The 26208-nt window shown below is 56.8% G+C and carries 17 protein-coding genes; 7 read left to right on the top strand and 10 right to left on the bottom strand.

The genetic code is table 11. The features are described from left to right. Window positions 1–1200: 1200 nt before the first annotated feature. A complete protein-coding gene (locus J5289_RS27460) occupies window positions 1201–1578 on the bottom strand; it encodes a hypothetical protein (RefSeq protein WP_209207942.1) in 378 nt (125 codons plus the stop codon). Between the two features lie 544 nt (window positions 1579–2122). Between J5289_RS27460 and J5289_RS27455 the strand changes: the two genes are divergently transcribed. Then, window positions 2123–3427 (top strand): MFS transporter, encoded by a 1305-nt coding sequence (locus J5289_RS27455; RefSeq protein ID WP_219276668.1) that lies wholly within the window; start codon window positions 2123–2125, stop codon window positions 3425–3427. A 538-nt stretch (window positions 3428–3965) separates the two neighbouring features. Here J5289_RS27455 and J5289_RS27450 read toward each other — a convergent pair. From J5289_RS27450 to J5289_RS27430, 5 genes are all read right to left on the bottom strand, one after another. After that, window positions 3966–5528: a DHA2 family efflux MFS transporter permease subunit gene (locus J5289_RS27450; protein ID WP_209207945.1), complete on the bottom strand. Its 1563-nt coding sequence runs from the start codon at window positions 5526–5528 to the stop codon at window positions 3966–3968. Then, entirely contained in the window at window positions 5525–6691 is a 1167-nt protein-coding gene (locus J5289_RS27445; RefSeq protein ID WP_209207944.1) for an HlyD family secretion protein, read from the bottom strand. The genes J5289_RS27450 and J5289_RS27445 overlap by 4 nt, the downstream gene beginning before the upstream one ends. Before the next feature lie 757 nt (window positions 6692–7448). After that, a complete protein-coding gene (locus tag J5289_RS27440) occupies window positions 7449–7688 on the bottom strand; it encodes a flagellar hook protein (RefSeq protein WP_209207943.1) in 240 nt (79 codons plus the stop codon). 60 nt (window positions 7689–7748) lie between these two features. Then, window positions 7749–8984: an HlyD family secretion protein gene (locus J5289_RS27435; protein WP_219276664.1), complete on the bottom strand. Its 1236-nt coding sequence runs from the start codon at window positions 8982–8984 to the stop codon at window positions 7749–7751. Further along, window positions 8981–11203, bottom strand: coding sequence for a peptidase domain-containing ABC transporter (locus tag J5289_RS27430; protein WP_257625542.1), 2223 nt, complete (start codon window positions 11201–11203; stop codon window positions 8981–8983). The genes J5289_RS27435 and J5289_RS27430 overlap by 4 nt, the downstream gene beginning before the upstream one ends. Window positions 11204–12977: 1774 nt before the next feature. On the opposite strand from J5289_RS27430, the gene J5289_RS27425 reads away from it, so the two are divergent. From J5289_RS27425 to J5289_RS27410, 4 genes are all read left to right on the top strand, one after another. Continuing rightward, window positions 12978–13490: a GNAT family N-acetyltransferase gene (locus J5289_RS27425; RefSeq protein ID WP_247750833.1), complete on the top strand. Its 513-nt coding sequence runs from the start codon at window positions 12978–12980 to the stop codon at window positions 13488–13490. Window positions 13491–13593: 103 nt separating this feature from the next. After that, the gene (locus J5289_RS27420; protein ID WP_142832428.1) at window positions 13594–14031 is read left to right on the top strand and encodes a VirK family protein; all 438 of its coding nucleotides are present in this window, start codon (window positions 13594–13596) and stop codon (window positions 14029–14031) included. Between the two features lie 237 nt (window positions 14032–14268). After that, the gene (locus J5289_RS27415; protein ID WP_209207900.1) at window positions 14269–15507 is read left to right on the top strand and encodes a cytochrome P450; all 1239 of its coding nucleotides are present in this window, start codon (window positions 14269–14271) and stop codon (window positions 15505–15507) included. Window positions 15508–15632: 125 nt separating this feature from the next. Beyond that, window positions 15633–16664, top strand: a complete 1032-nt coding sequence (locus tag J5289_RS27410; protein WP_209207901.1) for an ABC transporter substrate-binding protein — start codon at window positions 15633–15635, stop codon at window positions 16662–16664. Window positions 16665–16922: 258 nt separating this feature from the next. Here J5289_RS27410 and J5289_RS27405 read toward each other — a convergent pair whose 3' ends face one another. Continuing rightward, a complete protein-coding gene (locus J5289_RS27405) occupies window positions 16923–18002 on the bottom strand; it encodes an IS630 family transposase (RefSeq protein ID WP_111223089.1) in 1080 nt (359 codons plus the stop codon). A gap of 170 nt (window positions 18003–18172) precedes the next feature. Here J5289_RS27405 and J5289_RS27400 point away from each other — a divergent pair, with 170 nt between their 5' ends. After that, window positions 18173–20182 (top strand): S9 family peptidase, encoded by a 2010-nt coding sequence (locus J5289_RS27400; RefSeq protein WP_209208096.1) that lies wholly within the window; start codon window positions 18173–18175, stop codon window positions 20180–20182. 99 nt (window positions 20183–20281) lie between these two features. Here J5289_RS27400 and tnpB read toward each other — a convergent pair whose 3' ends face one another. Next, window positions 20282–20479, bottom strand: a complete 198-nt coding sequence (gene tnpB, locus J5289_RS27395) for an IS66 family insertion sequence element accessory protein TnpB (protein ID WP_209208095.1) — start codon at window positions 20477–20479, stop codon at window positions 20282–20284. Then, complete coding sequence (locus J5289_RS27390; protein WP_209208094.1) at window positions 20460–20882, bottom strand: transposase; 423 nt, start codon at window positions 20880–20882, stop codon at window positions 20460–20462. The genes tnpB and J5289_RS27390 overlap by 20 nt, the downstream gene beginning before the upstream one ends. Before the next feature lie 112 nt (window positions 20883–20994). On the opposite strand from J5289_RS27390, the gene ltrA reads away from it, so the two are divergent. Next, window positions 20995–22818: a group II intron reverse transcriptase/maturase gene (ltrA, locus tag J5289_RS27385; protein ID WP_219276662.1), complete on the top strand. Its 1824-nt coding sequence runs from the start codon at window positions 20995–20997 to the stop codon at window positions 22816–22818. A 252-nt stretch (window positions 22819–23070) separates the two neighbouring features. On the opposite strand, the gene J5289_RS27380 is transcribed toward ltrA, so the two are convergent. Continuing rightward, entirely contained in the window at window positions 23071–26205 is a 3135-nt protein-coding gene (locus tag J5289_RS27380) for an efflux RND transporter permease subunit (protein ID WP_209208084.1), read from the bottom strand. Between the last annotated feature and the right edge of the window lie 3 nt (window positions 26206–26208).

The following is a 26208-nucleotide window of genomic DNA, read 5'->3' as shown; positions in this document are numbered from 1 at the left end:
TGCTGAAGGCGGAGGTCCGCAGTGTCGCTCACTACAAAGCTGTGCGTGCGACTGGCCCGGAAATCCTCCGCTCGTTTCAATCGGTCCTGGTTCTGAGGGAAACAGCACATCCCTCGCGCCTGCCCGCGCCGCTGAAAGATTTTCTGCCAAAACAGATCCGGATCAGGCAACGTCAGAGCTCTCTTGATCTCCCTGTACGATTGTAGCAGTTCTCGTTTCGGCCCCGGAGTATTTCGAAAGTCTTCCCCAGAAGTTAGGTAAGAAACTAATTTGTGACCCACTGGACGTCGCCATGCTCAGCAAATTCGAAGGGAAACTGCGGTGCTGAACCATCGTGACCTCCGCGACGACAACATACTTTGAGACGCAAGCATCGAGTCATTGGCACTAGTTCTGCTCCGACATCTTCATCGCCGCGTCCCGACCGAATTTCAGAGTCGTGAACGGCAGAGTAGCGGTTTGGATGAGGACGAGACCGGCACCATTGAGTGCAGTTTTCGCGATTTGTGCGGCTCCGCTCGAACTTTCTAAATCTGTGCTTTCCACGGGATCGACAGATGGTCGTGCAGAATTTCTAGGTGGGATTGTCCCCGCGACCAGTGGATCTCGGGTGTTACAGCCAGGATTACATCGATCGTAGCGGAGGACATTTGTCGAAGTCGTGGCGGAACCCAAACGGTTCACCTTTTGAGGGTCACCAGATTTGACACCTTCAAAGACCGGCCGCTTGGTCGGAATAACGGTGTAAGGTGTAGAGGCAGCTCGCGGCTCTGCGATGCTCGCTGTCATTGGTGCTCGTGCTATATCAACAATGTCCTGAAGTCTTGTTGAGGCGACAGCGGCTTCCCGACCGTCGGGATAGGAGGCCGTGGCCTCTTGCAACACAGGGGTCTGCGTCGGTTTCAGTTCGCTGTACGCGACGATAGAAATTACACCCAGCATAAGGCCACCAGCAGCAAGCTTGAGCAACGCTGAACGATTGTGTCGCGGCTTTGAGATCCGTAGTTCGAGATCATGGCGATGCTGCCACACACGCTCGACACGGATTAACTCTCCATTGCCTGCCTCCGGTCGGGAAATGATGTCACGGCTGCGAGAACTAGACATTGGATGCCTTTCGTTTGGCGTTGGACGGTCGAGGGCAAGCTTTGGCTCACCCAAGCGGGTGAACAGGGCGCTGGATTGACAACTAGGTGTGGCTTATCTCTGGTACTGGTCGTGGACGACACCCATGATATCGCCCGACCGAGATACGCTCACGAGCAAGTTGTCGCCGCCACGGGTTGCCTTGACCAGATAACGTTCGCCGACATCCTGAACATCCCTCACTCGGTAGCCTCGATCCTCAAGCAAGGTAATGACGTCGTCAGGTCCAAAGCTGGGCCGTTGGACGGACCACCGGTTCTGATGGTCATGATGGCGGTTCCACGAGTGTAGAAAGTTGGATTCCGTGTTCCCGTCAACCGAGTAGGAATCTGAAGGCTGGCCATCGTAGATAACTACCTGCGAGAATGCGGGTACGGCGGCGGTAACGAATAGAGCAGCGGCCGCGGTGAACGCGATGACATAACGTGTCATGAAACTTACCTTTGACTAAAACGCTCCACCCGGTCCTATTTGGCGACCGAGTTAGATCGATGTTTTGACGCGATGCGAAGCACAACGGCATTATGCGCCTTGCCACTGTTGCAGTGTGTCGTTTGTTATTGCGAAATGTTGCAGCCACATTACGGATAAAACTGCGCCGGGACTTGCTTCAGAAAAGTGGAGAAGTTTTCTTGAGTTGAAGGGCAACCGGAATGCCAAAGCAGAAGAAATCTACAAAAGAATTTGGGAAGGAAGCAATGCGCCTGGCGTAGGCGAGCGGACGGACATTGTGCCGGGCTCGCGTCTTCCCCAGCACTTGCTGCAAGAGATTTTTTCTGCGTTGGCAGAGTCGATTCGATAGCTCCTCGTTCGAAAACGATTGAGGTATCGGCGGTATGCGACCAGAAGCTGCGGACTAAATTATGAGACGCGTCATCGCACTGTTATGTAAGAAATCTACTTCCGAGGCTAACGGGGCCTTAAATTGCGTTAAGGCCCGTGAAGTTGAACTTAGCATTCCGGATTGGTCACGAAAATGAAACAAGCGATATCGCCATTATCGCCGGCTCCCTCGTCGCGAAACAGTGCCTCCCTGAATTCGCCGTCACGCGTTCTGCTGGCAAGCCTGATCGGCACCACCATCGAATTCTTCGACTTTTACGTTTACGCGACGGCTGCCGTCCTCGTTTTCCCGACGCTGTTCTTTCCGACCAGCGATCCGACCACCGGCGTCCTGCAATCATTCGCGACTTTTTCCATCGCCTTCTTCGCCCGTCCGATCGGCGCCATCGTGTTCGGCCATTTCGGTGACCGCATCGGCCGCAAGGTGACGCTCGTTGCAGCCCTGATGACCATGGGCATCTCGACGGTATTGATCGGTTTCCTGCCCTCCTACGCCTCGATCGGCGTGGCAGCGCCTCTACTGCTGGCCATCTGCCGCTTCGGCCAGGGCTTCGGTCTCGGTGGCGAGTGGGGCGGCGCGGTGCTGCTGGCGACGGAGAATGCGCCGGAAGGCAAGCGCTCCTGGTACGGCATGTTCCCGCAGCTCGGTGCGCCCGTCGGCCTGTTCCTGTCGTCGGCCGTCTTCTGCCTGCTGCTGCACTTCATCTCCCAGGAAGACTTCATCACCTGGGGCTGGCGCGTGCCGTTCATCGCCTCGATCATCCTGATCGGCATCGGCCTCTGGGTCCGTCTGTCGATCACCGAGACCCCGGAGTTCAGCGAAGCCGTCGCCCGCAAGGAGCGCGTTGCCGTTCCCGTGGTCGAGATCCTGAAGAACCACAAGCGCAGCCTGGTCCTCGGCACCTTTGTGGCGCTGGCAACCTTCGTGCTCTTCTACATCGGCACGGCCTACCTGCTGTCCTACAACGTCAAGGTCCTGAAGATCAGCTTCCTCGACGCGCTTCTCGTGCAGATCGTCGCCTCGGTGTTCTTCGGCATCTTCTGCCCGATCGCCGGCAAGCTGTCGGACCGCTTTGGCCGCCGCACCGTGCTCGTGGCCACGACGATCGGGATCGGCGTCTTCTCGTTCTTCCTGCAGACACTGCTCACCGGTGGCCTCACCGAGATCTACATCTTCGCTGCCGTCAGCATGGCATTGATGGGGATGACCTACGGTCCGATCGGCACAGCTCTGGCAGCGCCGTTCCCGGTCGCCGTGCGCTATACCGGCGCCTCCATAACCTTCAACTTTGCCGGCATCTTCGGCGCCTCGCTGGCACCCTTTATCGCCACCTGGCTCGCTAGCAACTACGGCCTTGCCTATGTCGGCTACTATATGGCAATCGCCGCCTTCATCACGCTGGTCTGCATCCTGCTGTCAGGCAACGAAGAGATCTGATCCAAACAATCGCATCGAAAAAGGCCGCGAAACACATGTTTCGCGGCCTTTTTTTCTAAATACATCAGCCATTCACCGGGGTACAGACGCATATTGTGCCGTCGTCGCTTCACCCCGAGGCCCAGGCACCCCGTCGTTTAGCTACTCTGTCGTCGCACCATGGAACGGGCGAACCTCGCGGCCATCCATGAAGGTTCCGAGCCCCGTGCTTAAGCGAGAACGGACCTTGGGCAACGATAGCGTCGGTAACCCGTCGGAAGTCTATTGAACGCTTTCTCGCGGACAGTCGCATCGAGATCGACGTAGAGCGTCGTCATTTCGCAAGTTCGATGACGTCATCGTTGTTCTTGCCCTCATAACCCTTTTCAAAGAACAGGACCTGGGCTGCAGCGAGGATCGCAGCGGTCAAGGCCGCTTCACTTCCCTTGGTAGGACGCCCTCTTGAGCGCGGCGAGGCTTGGGCATTCTTGGCCGCCTTGCCGTCATCAGCGCGGATTTCATCATGTTCCTTTCATCTCGCAGTGCTGAGGCCATAAATTCACTGCTCAGGCATCGCCACGGCGGGTCCGCGCTGAATTGGTCTCAGGATAAACACCAGGGGCAAAATGACCAAAAGGGCGATGGCGAAAAAATAGAACATGTCGTTGAAAGCCATGACGGTGGCCTCGCGCTCAATGACCTGGAAGATGTTCACAATGGCGAGCTGAACAGAATGCGGATCGCTGCCGGACCGGTGGATGCGTTCCTGAGCAATAACTGAATTGGCGGTGACCGTCTCCATCAGACGTTGCGTATGAACCGAAGTCTGACGGTCGAGCATGAGTCCTATCAGGGCCAGTCCGACAGACCCGCCTAGGTTACGGGCAGCCGTGTAGATTCCGGCTGCGTCCTGCGCCTGGTCGCAAGGTACGGAGCTCGTCATCGCCTGGTTGAGGAAGATAAGGGTGAACGCCTGCCCGAGCCCTCGCAGTAGCTGCGAGAGATCGAAGTCTCCGCCATGGGTACCTGCGGTGAGGCTCGTATCCAGGTAACAGCTGACCGAGTAGCAGCCCAGCCCGAATGCGATTGCGATCCTGAGGTCGAGGGTTCTGATCAGGAGCGGGAAGAACGGAATGATCGCCAGCATTGGCAGGCCGCTGAGGAGAACGACCATTCCCGATTGAAGCGCGTTGTATCCGCTAATCCGGGCAAGGAATTGAGGGATGAGGTAGGTTATTCCATAGAGCGATGCCCCCGTGACAACCGCCATGAGGACGACACTTCCAAACGATCTTTGAAACAGGATGCTCAGGCGGATTACAGGCCTATCGGCGGTAAGCTGGCCCATGACAAGCATACAAAAACCTCCCAGCGCGATGCCAGTCAGGAGGACAATCGATGACGACTCGAACCAGCTTTCTCTCTGTCCGTCCTCAAGAACTACCGTCAGGCACCCTAGAAACATCGACAACCCAACGATCCCAAGCCAGTCCGCTTCAAGAAGCAATTCAAAATCGGTCCTTGAAGACGGCAATCCAAGGGTCAGAAGCATAAGCAGGCCGACGCCTACGGGGAGGTTAAGGAAGAACGCATAGTGCCAGCTGGCGTTTTCCGTTAGCCATCCGCCAAGAACCGGTCCGGCAATCGGTCCCATGATCGCGGTAATTCCGAACAGGGCAACGCCGATAGACTGCTGGTTGGCGGGAAGCCGCTGGGCGATAATGGTCATCGCTGTAGGTATCATCGCGCCTCCGGTGAACCCCTGCCCCACGCGTCCCGCTACCATCATGCCAAGCGAGGTCGAAAAACCGCAGACCATGGAAAAGCAGATGAATAGTGAGGTCATGACAAGCAGAAACCTGCGGAGGCCGAGAAGGTTGGTAAACCAGCCCGAAAGCGGGATCATGACAATCTCCGCGACAAGATAGGCAGTGACGATCCATGTGCCTTCCGATCCGCTAGTTCCGATTTCCCCTTGTATCTGTGGCAGCGCAGAGTTGGTAATCGAAACGTCCAGCGTCGCCATAAAGGCGCCAACGATACCCGCGGCGACCGCCGTCCATGCCGCGACGTCCGCCTTTTTTGGCGAGCTGCTTCCCCCCTCCAATTTCGTGGACCTCATTGGCTAAGCTCCGCTGTATTGTCTTTGCCATCGGTGATGCCGTAGGTATCCACCTCGACACTGACGGATAGACCGGGGACCAGCACATTATGCGGGTTCGCATTGGCTTTAATTTTGATGCGGACGGGTATGCGTTGAACGATCTTTGTGAAATTCCCTGTGGCGTTCTCGGTCGGGATCAGCGCGAATTGTGCGCCTGTTCCGGGGGAGAAGCTCTCGACTTCGCCGTCGAGGGTTCCGGAGCTGATGGCGTCCACACTGATTCTCGCATGCTGTCCGACACGCATCGATTCAACCTGCGTCTCCTTGAAGTTGGCAACGAGGTAGATGTCTTTGACCGGAACGAGCGTCATCAATCGCGAACCAGCGGAGACATATTGCCCGACGGCTACCGACTTGTCGCCGACGACGCCCGCGATCGGCGCGGTGATCTCGGTGGCGTCGAGATCAAGCTGGGCTGTTGCGAGCTGCGCTTCGGATTGCCGTACAGCCGCCTCCGCCTGTCTGACGGCGGCCTCAGTGGTATTGATGGCCTCCTTTGCAGACGCCAGAGACGCCTCGGACACCTCGACCTGCGCGGCCTGCTGGTCGCGTTGGCTTGTGTAGGTTGCGATCTGTTCGTTGGACGTCGCGCCGGCGCGGCCAAGCGACTGATAGCGGTCGACCTGGCTTTGCGCGAACTGCGCCTGCGTCCTGGCTGACAGGAGTTGCGCCTCAGCCTGTCCCACAGACGATATCTGCCGCTTCGCTTCGGCCTGCGCCCTGGCGAGGTCCGCTTTCGAAGACTCGACGCCAGCTTGTGCTTGCGCGACCTTAGCCTCATAGTCTTGCGGCTCGATCTTCAAAAGCCTATCGCCGACCGCGACCTTCTGGTTGGCGACGACATACACTTGTTCGACATATCCCTGGACCTTCGGCGACACTGTCGTCTGGTCGGCCTGAAGGAACGCGTCATTCGTGGACTGCAGGAAGCGGCCGACCGTCCAATAGTGTAAGAACCATATTCCACCGCCGATCATTGCCAAAATGGCGACGGTCAGAAGGATGCGTTTGATGCGACCCTTCTGTTCGGGGTTTTTGGAGGGCGCGAAAACTTCGCCGGGCGGTTCGCGAGAAGCGTCGTTAATCTTTTCGGCCCGCGTCGCATTCACCTGTGCTAGCACGAGATCACTCCGTCGCATTGATGGTACTATTCATTTTATTTAATCTCGGTGTGAAGTCTCATTCGGTGGTTGTGAAACTCACCAGTTTCTCTATCGCTCAAGAGCGAATAGACCCTGAAAATTTGCAATTGCTGCTGCTTGCTCGACGGTGCGCGTAGCGTTCGGGTGCCCTTGTTGGTACGACAGATCTGGGCTTTCGGCATTCACGTTGATATCTGCCGCAAGCAATTCCTTCAGCTTAAAGGTGACCATAACGGTAGTACGGCGCTTCACTAAATTGGGCTCTTCGGCTTACCAGAAGGCAATGGATCATAGTCTCTGCTCCATGCTGGAGGTTTGCTGAGGAGAGCGATTTCACTGCGAGAATTTTGGGGCGAGGAAGGTCTCCGGCGTCTGGCCCGTCACAGCAAGCATGCCGCCAGGCGCGTCCACCGTTGGCGCTTGCTTGATCTATGATGAAGCCACTCGCTCGAATGCGGAGCGGCTGGGCAATGTCACCCTTCAGATGGTGCGGGGACTGTACCGTGCAGTTCATGCGTAGCGACCGCGATATGACGGAATGCACCCACATAAGCCGGGCATCAGCAGTGTGATGCTGCCGGTCGAAAGCGGCCTCGAAGTCACAACCCGTGACTGAGGCACGTGAGGCATTTTGTCAAACCCATGTAAATCGTATAGCGGGCGACAACAGTCCGACCACGCCAGGATGGACCGGCAGCCGCGAAGCGGCTGCCGGAATTCTTGCGATCAGAGGCGTTTAGCTAGCAAACGAGCTGTTGAATTTGAAATCGCCAGACGCGTTGCTGAACGAGAATGTTCCAGCCTTCTGTACGACTTCAGCCGGCAGCGATGCCGAAAACGTGCCTGACTTCGAACCGAAGGTGTAGCTGCCGCTGACAGCACCATCGGCACCGATGGTGACCGTGGAAGCGACCGTGGAGGCGCCGCCGCTCACGAGATCCAGCTGGGCGATGTCGAGTTCGATGATGTTGTTCATGTTAGTCTCCTTTCAGGTTGGGTGGGGGGTGGCCTGCCTGGCCTTCCCCTCCTTCAGTCATCACCGGCTGCCTATGGCCATCAGAGGGTCCAATATCCAGTCGGTGAAGTGTCGGCGATCTGTGACGATATCGCCGATTAGGGTCATACCGGGGGTCAGCGGACGCTCTTCGCCATACGCGGCGATGCTGGTGCGCTCGAGGCTGACTGTGACCCGGTAGACGGGAGCTGTGAGGGCGATGGGAGCCAGAAGCTCACCCTCGCGATAGGTTGCGCGGGAGACCTGAACGACATGTCCCAAAAGCATCCCGAAACGCTGATATGGAAAGGCATCGACCTTGAGCCGTACTTCCTGCCCTGGCTGGATAAGGCCAGCAGCGCGCGGCGGAACGAGGAGATTGGCTTCGAGGTTGCTGCCACCAGGCACGAGGGCGGCAAGAGGCGATTGGGCAATGGCAGTCTGCCCGGGCTGGGCCTGCAGCGCCGCAACCCGGCCGGCTACCGGCGCGACAACCACATAGGCGCGGTTGACCTGCAATTGCGCGAGGGATTGCTCAAGCTCGCTGCGCAGACCTTGTAGCTGAGCGAGCTTGTCGTCCCTTCCAGCCGGCAGGCTGGCCAATTGCGAGCGGGCATCGACAAGATCGCCTTGCCGCTGTTCCTTTTGCCGCTCGAGTTCGTGGATGACGCTCTCCTGGGCAAAGATCTGCTGCTGGCGGCGCGATAGTTCAAAACGCGTGCCCCCGCCATTGACCTGGAGCTTGGCGTAGTGGCCGGTATCGTCTGTTTGCAGGGCTTGCAGCCGGCGTTCAGACTCCAGACGTTGCTCCTGGCTCGCCAGTTCACTGCCCAGTCCTTCGACACGGGAAGACAGGCGCCGCTCCTCCTGGTCGAAGCGGGTGTTGGATGCCTTGATCTGTGTGTCGATGGACTGGATACGGGCTTGCGTCTCGATCCGCAATTTTTCACCGACCGTGCCGTCTGCGCCGGTCGTCTCCAGCGACAGTTCCACCATCGGCTGGCCCTGGGTGACCAGGTCTCCCTCATGGACAAGGACGCGGGTAACCGTACCGCCCTTGGCGGCGTAAATCTGTGCCAGGCCACCAGTCGGGGCGATGTAGCCCTGCACCGTTTCCTTGCGCGCATAGGTACCGGTCATGAGATAGGCTGCACCGACCACCACGAGGCAGCCGAGGACGGTGGTCATCACCCCATGGCTCACCGGTTGTGCGATCATCACCTCCCCGCCAATGCGGCGACGATGTTCAGTGGCTTCGCTACGGAACAGGGTACTCATGGCACCACCTGCAAAGGGTGGGCCGGCACATCGCGCTTTAGCTCGCGTATATTGCCGTTTTCCACTGCAAAGGCGCGGGCAGCACCTTCGATGGCTCCGGGGCGATGGGCGACCATCACTTGGGTGATTCCGAGCTTGCTCAGCGATTGCATGAGGCGGCGCTCCGACAGGACATCCAGATTGGCCGTCCCTTCGTCGAGAAACAATATGGACGGCTTGCGGTACAGCGCACGCGCCAGGAGAGCTCGCTGCTGCTGCCCACCTGACAGCGTAGATCCGAGGTCTCCCACCAAGGTCATGTAGCCCATTGGCATACACATGATTTCGTCGTGAAGGCCAACAAGCCGGACAACCTCCTCGACCCGAGCGATATCGATCTCAGGATCGAAAAAAGCGATATTGTCGGCAATCGTCCCCGCAAAAAGCTGGTCGTCCTGCATCACCACACCGACCTTGGCTCGGTACGCCCGCATCCCGAAGACGCCGAGCGGGAGGCCGTCCACAAACACCTCGCCCTCACCCGGCGGATAGAGGCCCATCAACAACTTCAAGAGGGTAGACTTGCCGCCGCCAGAAGGGCCCACAAAGACGACGGACTGCCCCGCCTCTATGGAGAGGGATACATCCTTCAGAACCCATGCCTCCCGTTCGGCATAGCGAAAGGAGAGGTTGCGTACGAGAAGTGATCCGGCAAGTGGACGATCCCCCCGGGCTGCGGCATTGAGGGCGGGCTCTGGATCCTGATGCACGACATCGGCCAGGCGCTCTAGATGAAGGCCGATCATGCGAAATTTGAAATACTGGTCGACGAGTGAAAACGCCGCCGTGCTGAACTGGCTCCGATAGGAAAGGAAAGCCAGCAACATGCCGAGCGTCATCTCTCCGCGGATGATGCTGCCGGCTCCGAAATAGAAGACGAGGAGCATCTCGGCGCCCGTCAGGAAGGATAAGCCTGCCGAACCCTTAAGACTGATTTTCTGGACGCGTACATTGTTGTTGATGCTGTCGGCATAGGCATTTTGCCAGACACCGTGGCGTTCCAGTTCACGTCCGAACAGCTTGAATGCCCGCGCACCACGGATCGTTTCAAGCAGGATACCATCCACCTTGGCCTGGTACTGGATACCCTCGTTGGTCAGGCTGCGAAGCCACGGAAAAGTCCCCAAGCGTATGCAAATGACCAGCGCCAGCGAGCCCAGCACAATGCTTGCCAGATAGGGCGCGTAGATCACCATCACGACCAGCGTGATGATCGCCATTAACCCGTCCAGCGCGCCGGACACAAAGCCACCTGTCAGCAGATCCTGAACCGGCTGAAGGGAATTAAAACGCGATAGGATATCGCCGAGACGCCGTTTTTCAAACCACGGGACAGGCAGGCGCATGGCATGACGCAACAGATTGCCGCGCATCTGAAAGGTAAGAAGCGTGCTGAAATGCATCTGCACGTATCCGCGCAACAAGGTCGTGGCGCTCTGAACCAACAGCAGCAATGCCGCGCCGATGACTATGACGTTCAGGAGACTGAAATCACCCTTTGAGATTGCCTCATCGACAATCATCTGGTTGACGAGCGGCGACAGCAGAACAAAGAATTGCAACAGGGCGGAGAGCGCCAAGATCTGCAGCAGGCTCGGAATGAATCCGGCGCTCCTGGACCACAGGTCGGCCAGGCGCACCCGCTCGACCACCTTGCGTTTTCGGAAGGTAGTCGCCGGTGTCAGTTCCAGCGCTATCCCGGTAAAATGTTTCGATGCCTCGTTGAGCGAGAGCCGCCGCTGGCCGCTCGCCGGATCGTGCAAGTCCACCCACCGGCCAGAAGCATGCGTCAGCACGACGTAGTGCGACATATCCCAGTGCAAGATGCAGGGCGTCTTCAGCTTGCCGATATCTGCCATTTCCAGCTTCAGCGGCCGACTGGTCAGACCGAGGTCGTCAGCGACGGCAATAAGCGTTTTTAGCGTCGTACCATTCGCGGATGCGGCGTGGCGGCGACGAAGTTCTGACAAAGTCACCCGATGACCGTGAAAGCCGGCTACCATCACCAGGCACGCTAGCCCGCATTCAGCGGCTTCGGATTGGAGCAACGGCTCAATTCCGTAGCGTTTATGGAGGGCCGTGAGAAACAACTGACTAACTCGCTCTGAGGTGATAAAAGAAGGGAAATGGAATGCGATTCCGACGAAAGCCCGGCCGTTAGTCCGGCCGACGACTGTCACGTCATGACAGGGCCATCGACGAGTTTTTTGAATACGATGGTTAAGTTAGGGGGACTTGGCCTTTGACATCCAGTTCAGAACCCGTCTCAGAAGAAGGGCAGCGACTGGTCCGAACTCTGTGAAGATGAGTAATGTAAGACATATGACAAAGCTCCCCTGGATCGTTGTCGGCGCTTTATTCCCCGCACTCCTACTTCGTGCGTGGCAACCAAGCTGCCGTGTCCAAAGGTATGGCATGCCTCATTATTGAGTTGGGTCTAGTTATATTGAGAGATGTTGCGGCGACCCACTTTGCTGCCACAATCAGGATAATATCTGGCTTGCAGGGGCGGCCGGTGTGCTCGCCCAACCGGATCTGTGGATCGGACACCAGGCGGGGGAGACCAACCGCCTTCGAAGCTACGCCACCTCCGCAGACCTTCAGGTCTAGGACATTTCCCGATCTTCGTGTCACTGCTCGATCCCGGTTTGATCGTGCTATGATTGAACTCGAAGCCTAGCTCTTCGAACATTCCTTTGAAGTCTCGTCTCGTGCATAGCGCGCTGAAACACCGATCCGCACAAGGATTGCGGATGGAATACGTGATTTCCGACAGTGGGGCAGCTGTCGATCTCCGTCATGATGAAAGTGCTTCCGCATGATCTCTGGAACAGTACACTTTTATGATGGTGGTTTTTTGGTGCGCAGCTCACCACAAATTTGCAGCATAAGTCCAGCCACTGACCATCCCAAGGAGATCACTTTGGCATCGGACCGCATCCAACTTTCACGTTGGCCTTTCTCCATAAATCAATCAGCTCCAACCTGACGTAGACCACACCATGACTCACCACGGTCAGCTGCGCGCAAAGCACCCTCTCGGTTTCAGCTTGTGGATACATTCTAGTCAGCTATGGGACGATGCTGAATCCAGTGCCCACGTTAACATTTCGCAACAAAACATCACCCACTGCAACATAGAGATCTGGCATGTGTCTCGGGGACCCTACCTGGTGTCCTTTGAGGTTCTAACGAAACGAAGCTCCGTGCCCATAAGACGGAGTTGGCCAATGACACCTATAGTTCTTAAGCGTCGCTCGCGGCCCAGCAATCCACACTTTGATAACGTCGGATTGGAGCACGCAAATGCCAATGACACGCCGACAGTATGGGTTTGCCGGACCTCGCTTATGGATGGCGAAGCCGACCGTTCGCTCAAGATTAGCCTGTTAAAACAAAGCAGCCTTCAGCGAGGCAAGTCCAAGCGTCGTGCCGAAGTATTTCACGAAATCAACCACATAGGTCTTCATAAAATCTTCATTTGCCAATTCACGAATTCGTGATCAGGTTTGGTAGGTGGCAACACGATACAATTTCATGGGTGTAATATGCGAAAACATTGGGGCTTATTAGCCAATTGCTTAAGACGACTCCACTCAGGCTCGGGGCCTAAACAGCATTGAGATCAAGTGCTGCAAATCACCTCCCGGTGAGCGGAAGCGAGACCTCGGATTTCTTGATGGACAACCCTGTAAAGGCAGCGCCGAAGACGGGCTAGTGAGCGGGAAGGATCATTAGATCATCAACTTACCTTCCGTCCCAAATGGTGACGTCGGCCTAGTACCTTAGGGCCAAATCATTTTGTAACAGGGTGGAATCCCCGCCGCTCTGTCTGATACTTCCGGTGCTAGTGTGGACAGGATGACCTAAACTCTAGCGCATGCAGCGCTTAAAACGGACGTTTGCTGGGTCAGTCTGTCGTGTTGACAACAAAGCCGGGAAAAGGAGCATATCTTGAACACACAAGAAATTTCATACAGACGGATTGTGCCCGGCGAAGGCTCTATCTTCAAACAGATATGGCTGCAGGCCTTAAGGTCCACACCATCGTCCTACGCCAGCATTCTTGATGACTGGGAGTCTCTTTCCGAGGATGAATGGAATAGGCGGTTAACTGATCCAGTCTTCGGCGCTTTCCATAGTGGTATCCCTGTGGGATTGATGGGGCTTATTCGCAGGCATCCAGCAAAACTGAAGCACCGGGCTATTATTGTAATGGCTTACGTCCACGCTGACTTCCGGCGAACTGGAACTGCTTCGGCTCTGCTGAACCATGTCATTTCTTTCGCGAAGGACAAAGGTATTTCAAAACTGGAGCTATGCGTCAGCGGCGAAAATGTATCTGCCATTGCATTCTATCGTAGTCAGCTTTTCTCCGATCTCTGCGTGGTGCCTGGCGGAATTATCGAGAATGGCAAGCCGGTTAAAGAAGTCCAGATGATACGCTCCATCGGTGATTTAGGGTAACGGCTTCCCCCCGCAACGCAATTATGCTGCGTCAAGTTACGCGATGCCAATCAATTTGACGGCGCTTATCGAGCCATGCGCCGAGAGTTCCAAGGAGTACTGCATGAAGCGCGTCTTCACTATTCTTCTCGCGGCATTGCTACCCGCCGCCGCGAGTGCAACCGAGCATCGCCAGGGCCCCCTCGCCCTGCCAGCTGTAATCCGTATGCTTGGCAAAGGGCAGCCGGTCGCCGTCACCGTTGATCTCAGTCTTTGCAGCGCGGTACCGAACGATGCAAAGCCGAGCAAAACACGCGGTGGACTACGGATTAACGCATTCAGATTGACGGACGATGGGACGCTTGCCTTTGCTGACGAGCATATGACCATCGATCTCGATGGAAAGCCGATCGTTCAGTTTTTACGATACAAAGTCCACCCAGATAACAGCGCTCAATTTTCTATGACTGTGTTCAGCCTGCCCGCGTACGAACAAAAGGGTACGACAGTCGAATTCAACTGTGCGATGGACCGTGGATTAAGCTTTTTCCCAACGCGCTAATGTGGGTGCACTTAGATGTTTTTGCGTGACAGGCACATCTAACGACACGGGGAAATTCGCGCCAATTCCGTTGCGAACGTTATTCAACGTGGATCTGCCACCACTGTTACCAGAACACAATGCATGCCTGCTGTCGCCGCTAAAGAACACTACCGCCCTGCCTGACGCGTCGGTTGTGTTTCGGCAGCTGGCCGGAAATTTAGGCGGCGGATGAGTCGAATTAAAGGATATTGATGAATGACCCTAAACAACTCCGCGGAGCGGTCTGCGAACTTTCGAGTTCCGGTGCTACCCATTTCAACCCTGAGCGCCGACCCTCATCGCGTCTACCGGCACTACCGAAAGGAGATCCCCTTCATCTTGTCGGAAGCGGGGGTATATCTCATCTTGCGTGCCAACGACGTTCTCAGCCTGAGCAGCGATGCTAAGACACGTCAGGTAGAAACAGAATTGGTCACCCTGCGCGGCGTTGAGAATGGGCCGATCTGGGAATTCGTGCGAAACGGGATGCTGACGTCGAATGGCGATGTCCATTTGCGCAGACGATCTCCCCTGACCAGGACATTCGCCTTCAAGATGATTGATGCGTTGCGACCTCTCATTAGACAGACTGTTGCGCAGATCGCCGATACCGCAGCGCCCGATGGTGGCATGGACTTGCTTGAGGACTTTGCCGCTCTTATTCCGGCCAGGATCATTGCGTCGATCTTGGGCCTCCCCCAGGACGATGTGAATAGATTTACAGAGATCGTATACCGCTTCAGTCCGCTCCTGGGCGGATCTTGGCGTGCGCAAGATGTACCGCAGCTTCAACGAGCAGCCGGCGAGCTGAGATCATATGTTGCTGACGTCGTGGCAAAGCGCAGCTATGAGAAAAACAATGACTTTGTGAGCAAACTTCTCTCCGATGTGGAAAGCGACGGATCCTTGTCCGCCGAGGAAGTGATTACCCAAATCATGACTTTGATTGTCGGTGGCAGCGACACGACGCGATCTGCCATCGTCATTCAGCTGGCAGTGCTTCTCCAGCATCCTGAGCAATGGAATGCAGTTTTAGACAATCACGACCTGGTTCCAAAGGCCGTCCTGGAATGCCTTCGTTATGAGCCTGCGATAGGCTCGGTTCCGCGCTTTACCACAACCGATATCGAGTTGGACGGGATGCTCCTCCCTGCCAATAAAGCCTGCTCCCTTGTGACCATGTCCGCCCTCCGAGACGAGCATCTCTACAACGACCCTGATCGGCTGGATATTACAAGAGAGCAATTGAAATGGCATCCGGTATTTGGCGCTGGAGCGCACCGTTGTCTGGGCGAAGCACTGGCGAAAGCTGAGCTGGAAGAGGCATTGACCGTGTTAGCGGAGCGTTTCCCGACCATCAGAGCTGCTGGTGCTTTTCCGAAAGTCACCGGCTTTTCGGGAATCCGAACGGTTCAAAACTTTCCGGTGACTTGGGACGCCAATCGAGCTCGATAGAGCTGGACACCAAGACCTCCGAGCAAGTTCTGGTTTGAACCGATCTTGGCTCCAATAATCTGTTCCAACGCCCTTTAGCGCGGTGGTCTGCAACATGAGTGAAGTAAAACGTTAGGAACTTTGTGATGAATCGTAGAACGTTTTTGGTCAGCACTACGGCATTGGCGGTTGCCGCCAGATTCGTTGGTCTGGGTCCCGCAGCGGCTTCAGGCGAAAAGGCGGAGAAGCCTAACTTAACTATCGGAGTTGGCGGTAAACCTCTCCTTTACTATCTCCCACTGACAATTGCCGAGCGAAAGGGGTTCTTCGAAGAAGAGGGTCTAAACGTCATCATTAATGACTTTTCCGGTGGCGCCAAATCGCTGCAGGCGCTTATCGGCGGATCGTTAGACGTTGTCGTTGGCGCGTATGAGCACACAATCAGGATGCAGAATAAAGGCCAGGACATTGCTGCTGTCTGCGGCCTCGGCCGTTTTCCTGGGATCGTAATAGCGGTGCGCAAAAGCCTGGCAAGCGACGTTAGATCGGTAAGGGAGCTGAAAGGTAGGAAGATGGCTGTAACGGCGCCGGGTTCATCGACCGCGCTCATGCTCCAATATGCTTTGATAAAAAATGGCCTGAAGGCGGACGATGTCGCATTGGTCGGCACGGGTGGGGGAGCCAGCGCCTTGGCTGCACTCAAGAGTGGCGAAGTTGACGGCCTTTCCTATGTGGACCCCGTCATTGCCCAGCTCGAACGCGAGGGCGAAGTCCAAATTTTGATTGATACGAGAACCGAGGCTGGGACCCGCGAGCTGTTCGGAGGCCCTAATCCCGCCGCATCAGTCTATACGACCCGTAGTTTTATTGAGGCTAATCCTATCACCATCCAGAAGCTTGTTAACGCCTTCCTCAAGGCGCTCAAATTTATCCAAGCTTCAACGCCTGAGGATATCGCCGCAGCCGTTCCGCAGGAGTATTTGATGGGCGACAAAAGCCTCTACGTCGAAGCTTTTAAAAATTCGAGGGAAATGTACTCACTCGATGGGATGGTGACAGAGGAAGGCTACAAATCGATGATGAGTGTATTGAAAACACTTGATCCGGAACTTGCAAATAGCGACGTGCCATTCAGTAGGACGTTCGATCCATCCTTTGTAAAATCTTCAATGCGGTAGTGAAGCAGCGAATACGACTGTGCTGCGGTCAGTCCTGGACGAACGCGCATGTCGATGTCAGCGAACTAATCGGGCATCAAATGTGTGCGGCGCAAGCAGCACCGTGCATTCTCATTTCTCCCGCGATAAGCGGCTGGATGCGGCGGCCCCACACAATCTAAAGGAGGCGCTGTAGCCGGGCTGCGATGCGTAGACCGCAACTGTGCCGAATGATGCCTTTAGCCCCCTGTCATGTGAGATTGAGATTCTTCAATGAAGCTAGTGGATGGAATCTAACGCTTGGTGCCCGCGTTTAACGGCGGCGATGATTTTGTCGGGATCGGCGGTCCAAGTGAAGGGCTTTGGCTTTTTGTTGTGCTCAACGAGGAAACGGTTGATGGCGGCCTGGAGATCGACGACGGAATGGAAAACGCCGCGTTTCAGACGCCGCTTCGACAGCCTGGCGAAGAAACCCTCCACCGCGTTGAGCCATGAGCTTGAAGTCGGAGTGAAGTGGAAGGTGAAACGCTCGTGACGGTCGAGCCAGGCTCTCACCTTGGGATGCTTGTGGGCAGCATAGTTGTCGAGGATGACGTGGACGGCCTTGTCGTCCGGCACCTGGGCGTTAATGGCGTTGAGGAAGCGGATGAACTCCTGATGACGATGACGCTGCATGTTGCGGCCGATGACGGTGCCGTCGAGCACGTTGAGGGCGGCAAACAGCGTGGTTGTGCCGTGCCGCTTGTAGTCGTGGGTCATGGTGCCGAGCCGACCCTTCTTCATCGGCAGGCCCGGCTGGGTGCGGTCGAGCGCCTGGATTTGGCTTTTCTCATCGACCGACAACACGACGGCGTGGGCTGGCGGATCAACATAGAGGCCGACAACGTCTCGCAGCTTGTCGACGAATTTCGGGTCGTTGGACAATTTGAACTGCCGCCACCGATGAGGTGCGAGGCCATGCGCTTTCCAGATACGCCTGACTGCGCTGGCGCTGATGCCGGCGGCCGTCGCCATCATGTCGGCCGTCCAGTGCGTCGTCTCGCCCGGCGGATCAGCCAGCGTCAGGGCCACCACACGCTCGGCGACATCGGGTCCGAGCCGCACAATACGCGACGGCCGCGTCTTGTCGCGCAGGAGACCCTCGACGCCTTCTGTGGCGAAGCGCTCTTGCCAGCGCCATACGCAGGTCTTCGATTTGCCGGTCTGGCGCATAATCTCGACAGTCCCGACGCCATCGGCACTCAGCAGGATGATCTCGGCCCGCCAGACGTGCTTTTGGGGCGCATTGCGATCCCTGGTCAAGGCCATTAGGCGTTGGTGATCTGTTGGCGAAACGGTGAACGATATTCCTGTGCGCATGCGCCAGACTCGCATGCCAACCCAGCAAATGGAATCCCATACGGGACTCTTATGTCAGGCGGTAACCACTAGTATTTCCTCTTACGGCGTCGCTCCTTACAGCCGTGACGCAGTCACCGACCGAGGCGGACGTCCAGGCACTGCACCTTCGCTCGCCCGTCGCTCCACCGATGAAAACTGCCGAATTCGGCGGTCCGATTGGCCCCTCTGACATCATGCAGTTACAGGACATGCGTCATTTGGAAATGTCGCCTGATGGTAAGACAATATTGTTTGTCGTCCAACGGCAAGTGGCGACGTTCGGCTCTGACCAGCAAAGGATATGGTTCGTGCCGACCGACGGCAGCGAACCCGCGCGTGAGCTCGTCAACGGTGCTGGTGTTCACAACACACCGCGCTGGTCTCCGGACGGTGAAATGATCGCGTTCCTGTCGAACCGCAGGAGTAAAGGAACGACGGGAACTGATATGTCGACCGCAGGCAAGCCCGACGCATCCAACCGGCCTGAAGGCCAAACCGACGCAGCGCCGCCAGCTGTTTTGGACGCCGGGGGCAAACAGACCCGCCAGCTTTGGAAGGTTGGGCGCAATGGTGGCGAACCAGTGCCGCTCACCGCAGTGCCATATGACATTACTGATTTCGCATGGTCGCCAGACGGGACAAAGATTGCCTTTCTAAGTGCTGATCCAGATACACCGGAGGAAAAGGCAGATCGTGAGGCCAAGCGTGACTGGGTCGAGATGGACAAGACTGGTCACATGACCCGCCTTTGGATCCTGGATCTCTTGAGCCACAAGGCGCGACCTGTCTCGCCAAAAACTGTCAACGTCAGTAAAATGGCGTGGTCTCCGGATGGAAAACGCATGGCGGTCCGTATCGCGGATACGAGCGCGATCAATGATTATTTTTACCATTCGCGGATCACCACCTTTGATTTCCAGAACGGCACATTCGGCAAGACGCTCATTGAACATGCCGCGGAAGGCCCGTTTTGGGCACCCGACGGCACTGCCATCCTCGCCTCGGAAATCCTGACGCCGGGCTTCATTGGCACGGCCCCTCGCGTTTACAACGTTGCGACAAATACACTCATAAAGCTCGCCGACGACGCCGCGGGGTTGTTGACGCGGTTGCAGTGGGCTGCGGATAGTCGCTCCATCCTCGCCCTGTCATTTGAAGAGACGCAATCTAGATTAGTGAGAATCGCAGCGACCGGGAGCGGGCGTGTCACGCGGCTTGCCACTTTGGAAGGTGAGGCTTTCGACCTCACGACTAGTCGAGATGATCGCCTCGTCGCGGTTGCACTGTCGAGCCCTGAGCGACCCGCCGACGTATGGACCATTGCCGGCAAACAGATCCGTCCAATCACAATAATCAATCCGCAAGTCGCCCACTGGAAATGTGGCAAGGTCAGTCAAATATCCTGGACCAATAGCCGTGACGGCAAACGGATCTATGGTGTCCTCGTTACGCCGCCCGACTACACTCCTGGGAGCCCGATCAAGACAGTCATCCAAATTCACGGTGGTCCCGAATGGGCGTGGTGGGCGGGGTGGCTCGGGAGCTGGCACGAATGGGCGCAAATGCTGGCGACGCATGGCTATGCCGTATTGCTGCCCAATCCGCGCGGCTCGGACGGTCAAGGCACGGCCTTTGCGCGAGCGATTGGGCATGACTGGGGCGGAATGGACTATCAAGATGTGATTGACGGCGTTGACATGCTCGTCGCCATGAAGATTTCAGACCCTTCGCGCCTCGGCATCGGCGGATGGAGCTATGGCGGGTTCATGGCGGCCTGGGCGGTGACGCACAGCGAGCGCTTCAAGGCAGCAGTGGTCGGTGCTGCTCCAACAAACATGACTACGATGGCGCGCATTACCGACACGCCCGACTACACCATGGGTTATTTCGGCGAGCCATCCGCGCACCTTGCTGATCTCGATAGGGTATCGCCCGTGCGGATGTTGAAAAACGTTCATACGCCAGTGCTGGTACTGCACGGCGAGGCAGATACGCGAGTGCCGATAGCGCTTGGTCTGGAGTTTTACCGAGGACTAAGACTTCTTGGCAAACCCGTTAAGATGATCAGCTATCCACGGGAAGCTCACTGGTTTAGCGAGCCCGAGCATCAGTTGGATATCCAGCGCCGCGTACTCGATTGGTTTGATGCCCATCTTTAGGAGAGTGACGAATGCTGAGCAAGTCGGCGTGCGACTGACGCAACCTAAGCCATGGGGCCCAGGTTAATGCGTTGATCAACACGCTGAAGGCGGATGAAATCACCAATTGCCCGAGCGATCGAAGAGCAGCAGCGTCACCCGGTCACGCCGGCGATTGCAGAAGGCAAAAACCGCCGGGGCAAACGGATCGAGCGCCATCGTCTCCTGGACCAGGACCGCAAGGCTGTTGATGCCCGCGCGGAAGTCGATCGGTTCGCGATGCAGATAGACCTTGAGATCAGCGCCCAGTCTGAACATGACCCAACGCTCCTACGATTGCTGCCAGTCCATCCACGTCGTCGCACTCGACCGTCAGGCTAACCCCGTTCGGCAGGAACGCGCTCACCTTGGATGCATGAGAGCGCTTGCCCAAAGGCTCGGTCTTCGTCAGTAAATCGCTGGCAGCAGCCGAGTGCATATCCGGAGCAATCTGAACCGGGACGAACGCCGAGACCAAAGGCAAAGGACGCTCCTCTCTGGTCTTCTTCATCCTTTTGCGTACGAGATTAGTATTCACGCCGTGTTCCCGCGCAAGTCGAGAGACCGAAACGCCCGGCTCTAAGCACGCTGCGACCAGCTGATCTCGCGAGGCAGGGTCATCTCGACGGCGGCCGTCGCGACCAACAAGCCGCACTTGCGGTTTAGGGGCATCTTCATCCATGATTAGGTGTCCACCTATTTTGGTGGACACTTCATGCCTGATAGCACCGCACTTCAGAAGGTGCGCAGAAATTCGCGCTTAGTGCGGCTGCAAAGCCGATGAAAGATAGTTGATGAAAGTTCAACACGGAGAAGAAGTGGCGAATCACTCTGACCCCGAGTCATGCGGGGCACATCGCGAGGTGTGCGTCGAAGCGTTGACAGGGGAAACCGGCAGGCCGGCCATTGAGCCGCGAAATGATCAATTCGGGATGCCGACGCTGTTAAGCGAAGCGGAAGGCAACACGGTGCATGGCGTCAATCGCAAGCCATGTCCCGATCCCGCGCGGTCGGAGACCCTGTGCATGCCGGGAAGTCTTTCATACGGAAGCAGCGAGATCTCATCAGTGTCCAGTGCGAATGGACTGGACGGGACTGGGAAGGTCGTTGACCACAAGCCAGTCATCGACGCTGATGAGAAGTCGGATACGCCCATAGTACTGCAGAAGTTGCCGAACAAAGGAGATGATCTCGCGGAGGCAATGGAGGGAAGGGGTGTAATCGGAGGGAACGCCGTCGAGACTCCAGCGTGCCGGACGCAGAGCCGGATAAAACACGCTTCGATGGGGATCGAAGGTGTACGGGAAGCCGCCAAACGGAACCCGAAGATGCGTTTCACGGCGCTGATGCACCACATCACTCCGACGCTATTGGTGAAGAGCTTTCATGCGCTTCGCAAGCAGGCGGCGAGTGGAGTGGACGGCGTGACGTGGTACGACTATGAGAAGACACTCGAAGGGCGCGTGCACGAACTACATCGGGAGATTCAGTCCGGTGCGTATCGTGCACAACCGTCCCGACGGGTCTACATTCCGAAGAATGACGGAAGACTCCGTCCACTCGGTATTGCAGCGATGGAAGAAAAAGTCGTGCAGATGGCCGTGTCCACGGTTCTGAACGCGATCTATGAGCAAGACTTCCTCGGCTTCTCATACGGGTTCCGACAAGGAAGGGGACAGCATGACGCGCTGGACGCCTTGTGGGTTGGGATCGACAAGCGGAAGATCAACTGGATATTGGACGCGGATATTCACTCGTTTTACGATGAAATCGATCACGAGTGGATGCTCCGTTTCCTGTCGCATCGAGTTGGTGACCGCCGGCTGATACGTCTGATCTACAAATGGTTGAAAGCGGGCACGATTGAGGATGGCCGCCGCGTGGCATCGACGCGAGGAACTCCCCAAGGATCTGTAATTAGCCCCGTGCTATCGAATATCTATCTGCATTACGCATTGGATTTATGGGTCCAGCAGTGGCGTACTCGATACGCTAAAGGCGACGTGATCATTGTACGTTATGCCGACGACAGCGTGATTGGGTTCCAGTACGAAGGAGAGGCGCAGCGCTTTCTGCAAGCATTGCGGGAGCGTCTCGCTCAGTTCGGCTTGCAACTACACCCGGGAAAGACGCGGCTGATACGCTTTGGGCGGTATGCTGCGCGACAATGCCGGGAACGTGGTATCCGCAAGCCAGAGACTTTCGACTTTCTGGGATTCACGCACTGCTGCGGCAGGCGGCGCAATGATGGAGGCTTCAAGATTGTCCGTCTGACAATCAAGAAGCGAATGCGCACGACGCTGGCGGCCATTCGGGAAACGCTAATGCGACGGCGCCATGAACCCGTGGCTGTAGTAGGTCGGTGGCTAAGGCAAATGTTACAGGGGTATTTGAACTACCATGCGGTGCCCGACAATCTGAGAAGATTGGGAGGGTTCCGCTGGGAAGTTGGTCGCGCCTGGCGACACGCTTTGATGCGTCGAAGCCAGCGACACCGGCTGTCTTGGGATCGTTTCCAAAGGCTGCTTCGCAAATACCTGCCGCCATGTCGTCTGTTGCACCCGCATCCAGATGCTCGGTTCACCGTCACAACATCCGATAGGAGCCGTATGCGGTAATGCCGCACGTACGGATCTGGCCGGGGGGCGATGGGCAACCATAGTCCCTACCGGGACCCCTTCGACTTGCCTAGCTCCTGCTTGATCATGTGTCTGAAACCGAGGTTATAGAGCTCGACTGGGCGATTACTGCCTAAGCGATCCGTTTCCACAATCGCCCAGCTTTAGCGTCGCATCGTTGAAGACCGCAATCAGCTTATTTATGGAGGGCATCCGCCCGCAAAGTCGTGTGCCTGTCTCCATATCAGACACTCACTTATCAGCAATCTGTGGCGCCTCGTCCGATTGATGCATAGAAGGATCCTTGCTGAACTTCATGACGAAGGCAAAAAAGACCGGAACGAAAAAGATTGCTAGGACAGTGGCGGAGATCATGCCGCCAAGGACGCCGGTCCCAATTGCAGCTTGGCTGCCGGAGCCCGCGCCTGTGGCAATGGCCAAGGGCACTACCCCCAAAGCGAAGGCGAGTGAGGTCATCAGGATTGGCCGGAAACGAAGATGTGCCGCCTCCATTGCCGCGTCGAACGTCGACTTGCCCTTGGCCCGAAGATCTTTTGCGAACTCGATGATCAGGATGGCGTTCTTGGCGGAAAGCCCCATGATGGTGATTAGGCCGACCTTGAAGTAGACGTCGTTCGGCATGTCGCGCAGCGTTACCGCACCAACCGCGCCAATGACGCCGAGCGGGATGACAAGCAGTACCGAAAGCGGAATTGCCCAGCTTTCGTACAGCGCCGCAAGGCAAAGGAATACCAGAATGACGGACAGGCCCAGCAACATCGGGACCTGAGAGCCGGACTGGATTTCCTGCAGTGACTGGCCACTCCACTCATAGCCGAAGCCCGGCGGCAGGGTATTGGCAATCCGTTCGACCTCGGTGATAGCCTCACCGGAGGAAAAGCCTGCAGCCGCCTGTCCACTGAGACGGACGGCTGGGAAACCGTTGTATCCGACGATCTGCGTCGTGCCTCTCGTAAAGGCGTAGCTTGCAAAAGCTGAGATTGGCACCATACCTCCATTTGAATTTCTCACCGTCAACTTCATCACATCGAAGATCGTGCTGCGTTTGTTCGCATCGGCCTGCACGGTGACCCTCTGCATGCGTCCCGCGTTGGGGAAGTCATTGACATAGGACGAGCCGAGACTAGTGCTGATTGTCTGGTTGATATCGGCGAACGTGACGCCATAGGTGTTTGCCTTCTCGCGATCGATAGTCAGTACGGTTTGCGGCGCATCGGCGAGGCCCTCGACCATGACGCCAGCGAGGATCTGGCTCTTGCCTGCTTCCGCCATGAATTGGTCACGCGCGGCATTCAAAGCTTCAGTCCCCTGGTTGCCACGATCTTGAAGGCGGAACGCAAAACCATTCGATGTGCCAAGACCGGAAATAGCTGGCGGCGACAATGCATAGGCCGTTGAGTCCATAATGGCGCGAAATCCGGAATTGAACTTGGCAGAGAGAGCCTGTGCCGACTGCTCCGCGGTCCTCTCGCTCCAGTCTCTCAGGGTGATGAACGACAGTCCGGCATTCTCGCCCGACCCGGAGAAGCTGAAGCCGCTAATCGCGACCACGCGGTCCACGGATGGTTCGGACGTCACAACCTTCTCCATCAGCTTGATGGAGCCGAGTGTTCGCTCAGCCGTAGCATCTGCCGGCCCCTGGATCTGGGCCAGCAGCGTGCCCTGATCTTCGTCCGGCAGGAAGGAGGACGGCAGTTGCAGGAACATCCAGGCGGTCGCAGCGGCCACGGCGAGATAAATTAGCATGGTACTACCCGCCCGTCTGAGCAGGCCCGCGACCCAACCGCTATATTTCTTGGAGCCTTTGTCGAAAGCACGATTAAACCAACCGAAGAAGCCTTTCTTGATATGAGCTTCGCCCTTCTGGACAGGCTTTAGAAACGTCGCACAAAGCGCTGGCGTAAGTGTCAGGGCCAGGAAGGCCGAAAAGAGGATCGACGATACCATCGTCAGCGAGAACTGCTTGTAGATTACGCCAACGGCGCCTGGAAAAAAGGCCATTGGCACGAAGACAGCAGTCAACACCAAGGTAATCCCAATCACGGCCCCGGTAATTTGAGTCATCGCCTTCTTCGTTGCTTCCCTTGGGTGGAGCCCCTCCTCCATCATGATCCGCTCGACATTCTCAACGACAACGATCGCGTCATCAACGAGGATGCCGATCGCAAGGACCATACCGAACATCGTCAGCACATTGATCGAGAACCCGAGCGTGTACATCACGCCGCATGCACCAAGAAGCGCGACTGGTACGACGATCGTGGGTATGATGGTATACCGAATATTCTGGAGGAAGAGGAACATGACGAGGAAGACGAGGACCATCGCCTCGGCAAGCGTCATCAGCACCTGTTCAATAGAGATGTAGACGAACGGTGTGGTGTCGTAAGGTACCGAATACTCGATGTCTTCGAGAAGCGAGGACGCCAGCTGGGCCAGCCGCGCTTTGATGGCGGTAGCGGTGGTCAGCGCGTTGCCGCCGGGTGCAAGCTCAATCGAAGCGCCTGCAGCCGCGTTGCCGTCGATCCGCACCGAGGTGGCATAGCTGTCGGCGCCAACTTCAATTCGCGCCACGTCACGCAAGCGTACCGCGGAGCCGTCGGTATCAGCGCGCAATACGATCTGACCGAACTCGTCCGGTGACGTCAACTGGCCCTTGATGAGCAAGGATCCCGTGACGCGCCTGTCCGTCTGGGAGGGCGCTGCTCCGAGACGGCCGGCCGCAACCTGCGCGTTTTGAGCTTGAATGGCGTTTGTAACATCGGCTGGTGTTAAGCTGAGACCGAGTAGCTTGTCCGGATCAAGCCAGACCCTCATCGCGCGCTCACTTCCAAACAGTTGCACTTTGCCAACACCTGGAACGCGCCGCAATTCATTGGCGACGTTGCGGCTCATGTAGTCACCAAGCGCGATACCGTCCACTGTCCCCCTCTTCGATTGCAAGGCGACCAGAAGCAGAATGCCACCACCTGCGGTGTCCACGCTGATCCCTTGTTGAACGATGGAGGACGGTAGTCGAGCCTCTACACGGCGCACCCGGTTCTGGACCTCAACCGCGGCTGTTTCCGGCACCGTTCCAGGCGCAAATGTTACGGTTATGCTAATTCCGCCCTGGGCATTCGACGTGGATTCGTAATAAAGAAGACCGGGAATGCCGTTGAGCTCCTCCTCCACCAAACGTGTTACGCCCTCGTAGGTGTCTTCGGGGGAGGCCCCGGGATAGGTTGCGGAGATCGTGATCTGCGGCGGCGCTACATTCGGATACTGTGAGATCGGCAGCAACGTCAGTGAAATTGCACCAGCCAGTATGATGGCGATGGAAAGCACCCACGCAAAAACTGGGCGGTCGATGAAGAATGCGGCGATCAC

Origin of the sequence: Rhizobium sp. B230/85 (assembly GCF_019355735.1) — a bacterium.
Lineage (GTDB): Bacteria > Pseudomonadota > Alphaproteobacteria > Rhizobiales > Rhizobiaceae > Rhizobium > Rhizobium rhododendri.
Note: the sequence above shows the minus strand (reverse complement) of the source record. Positions and strands in the feature narration are given on the sequence as shown.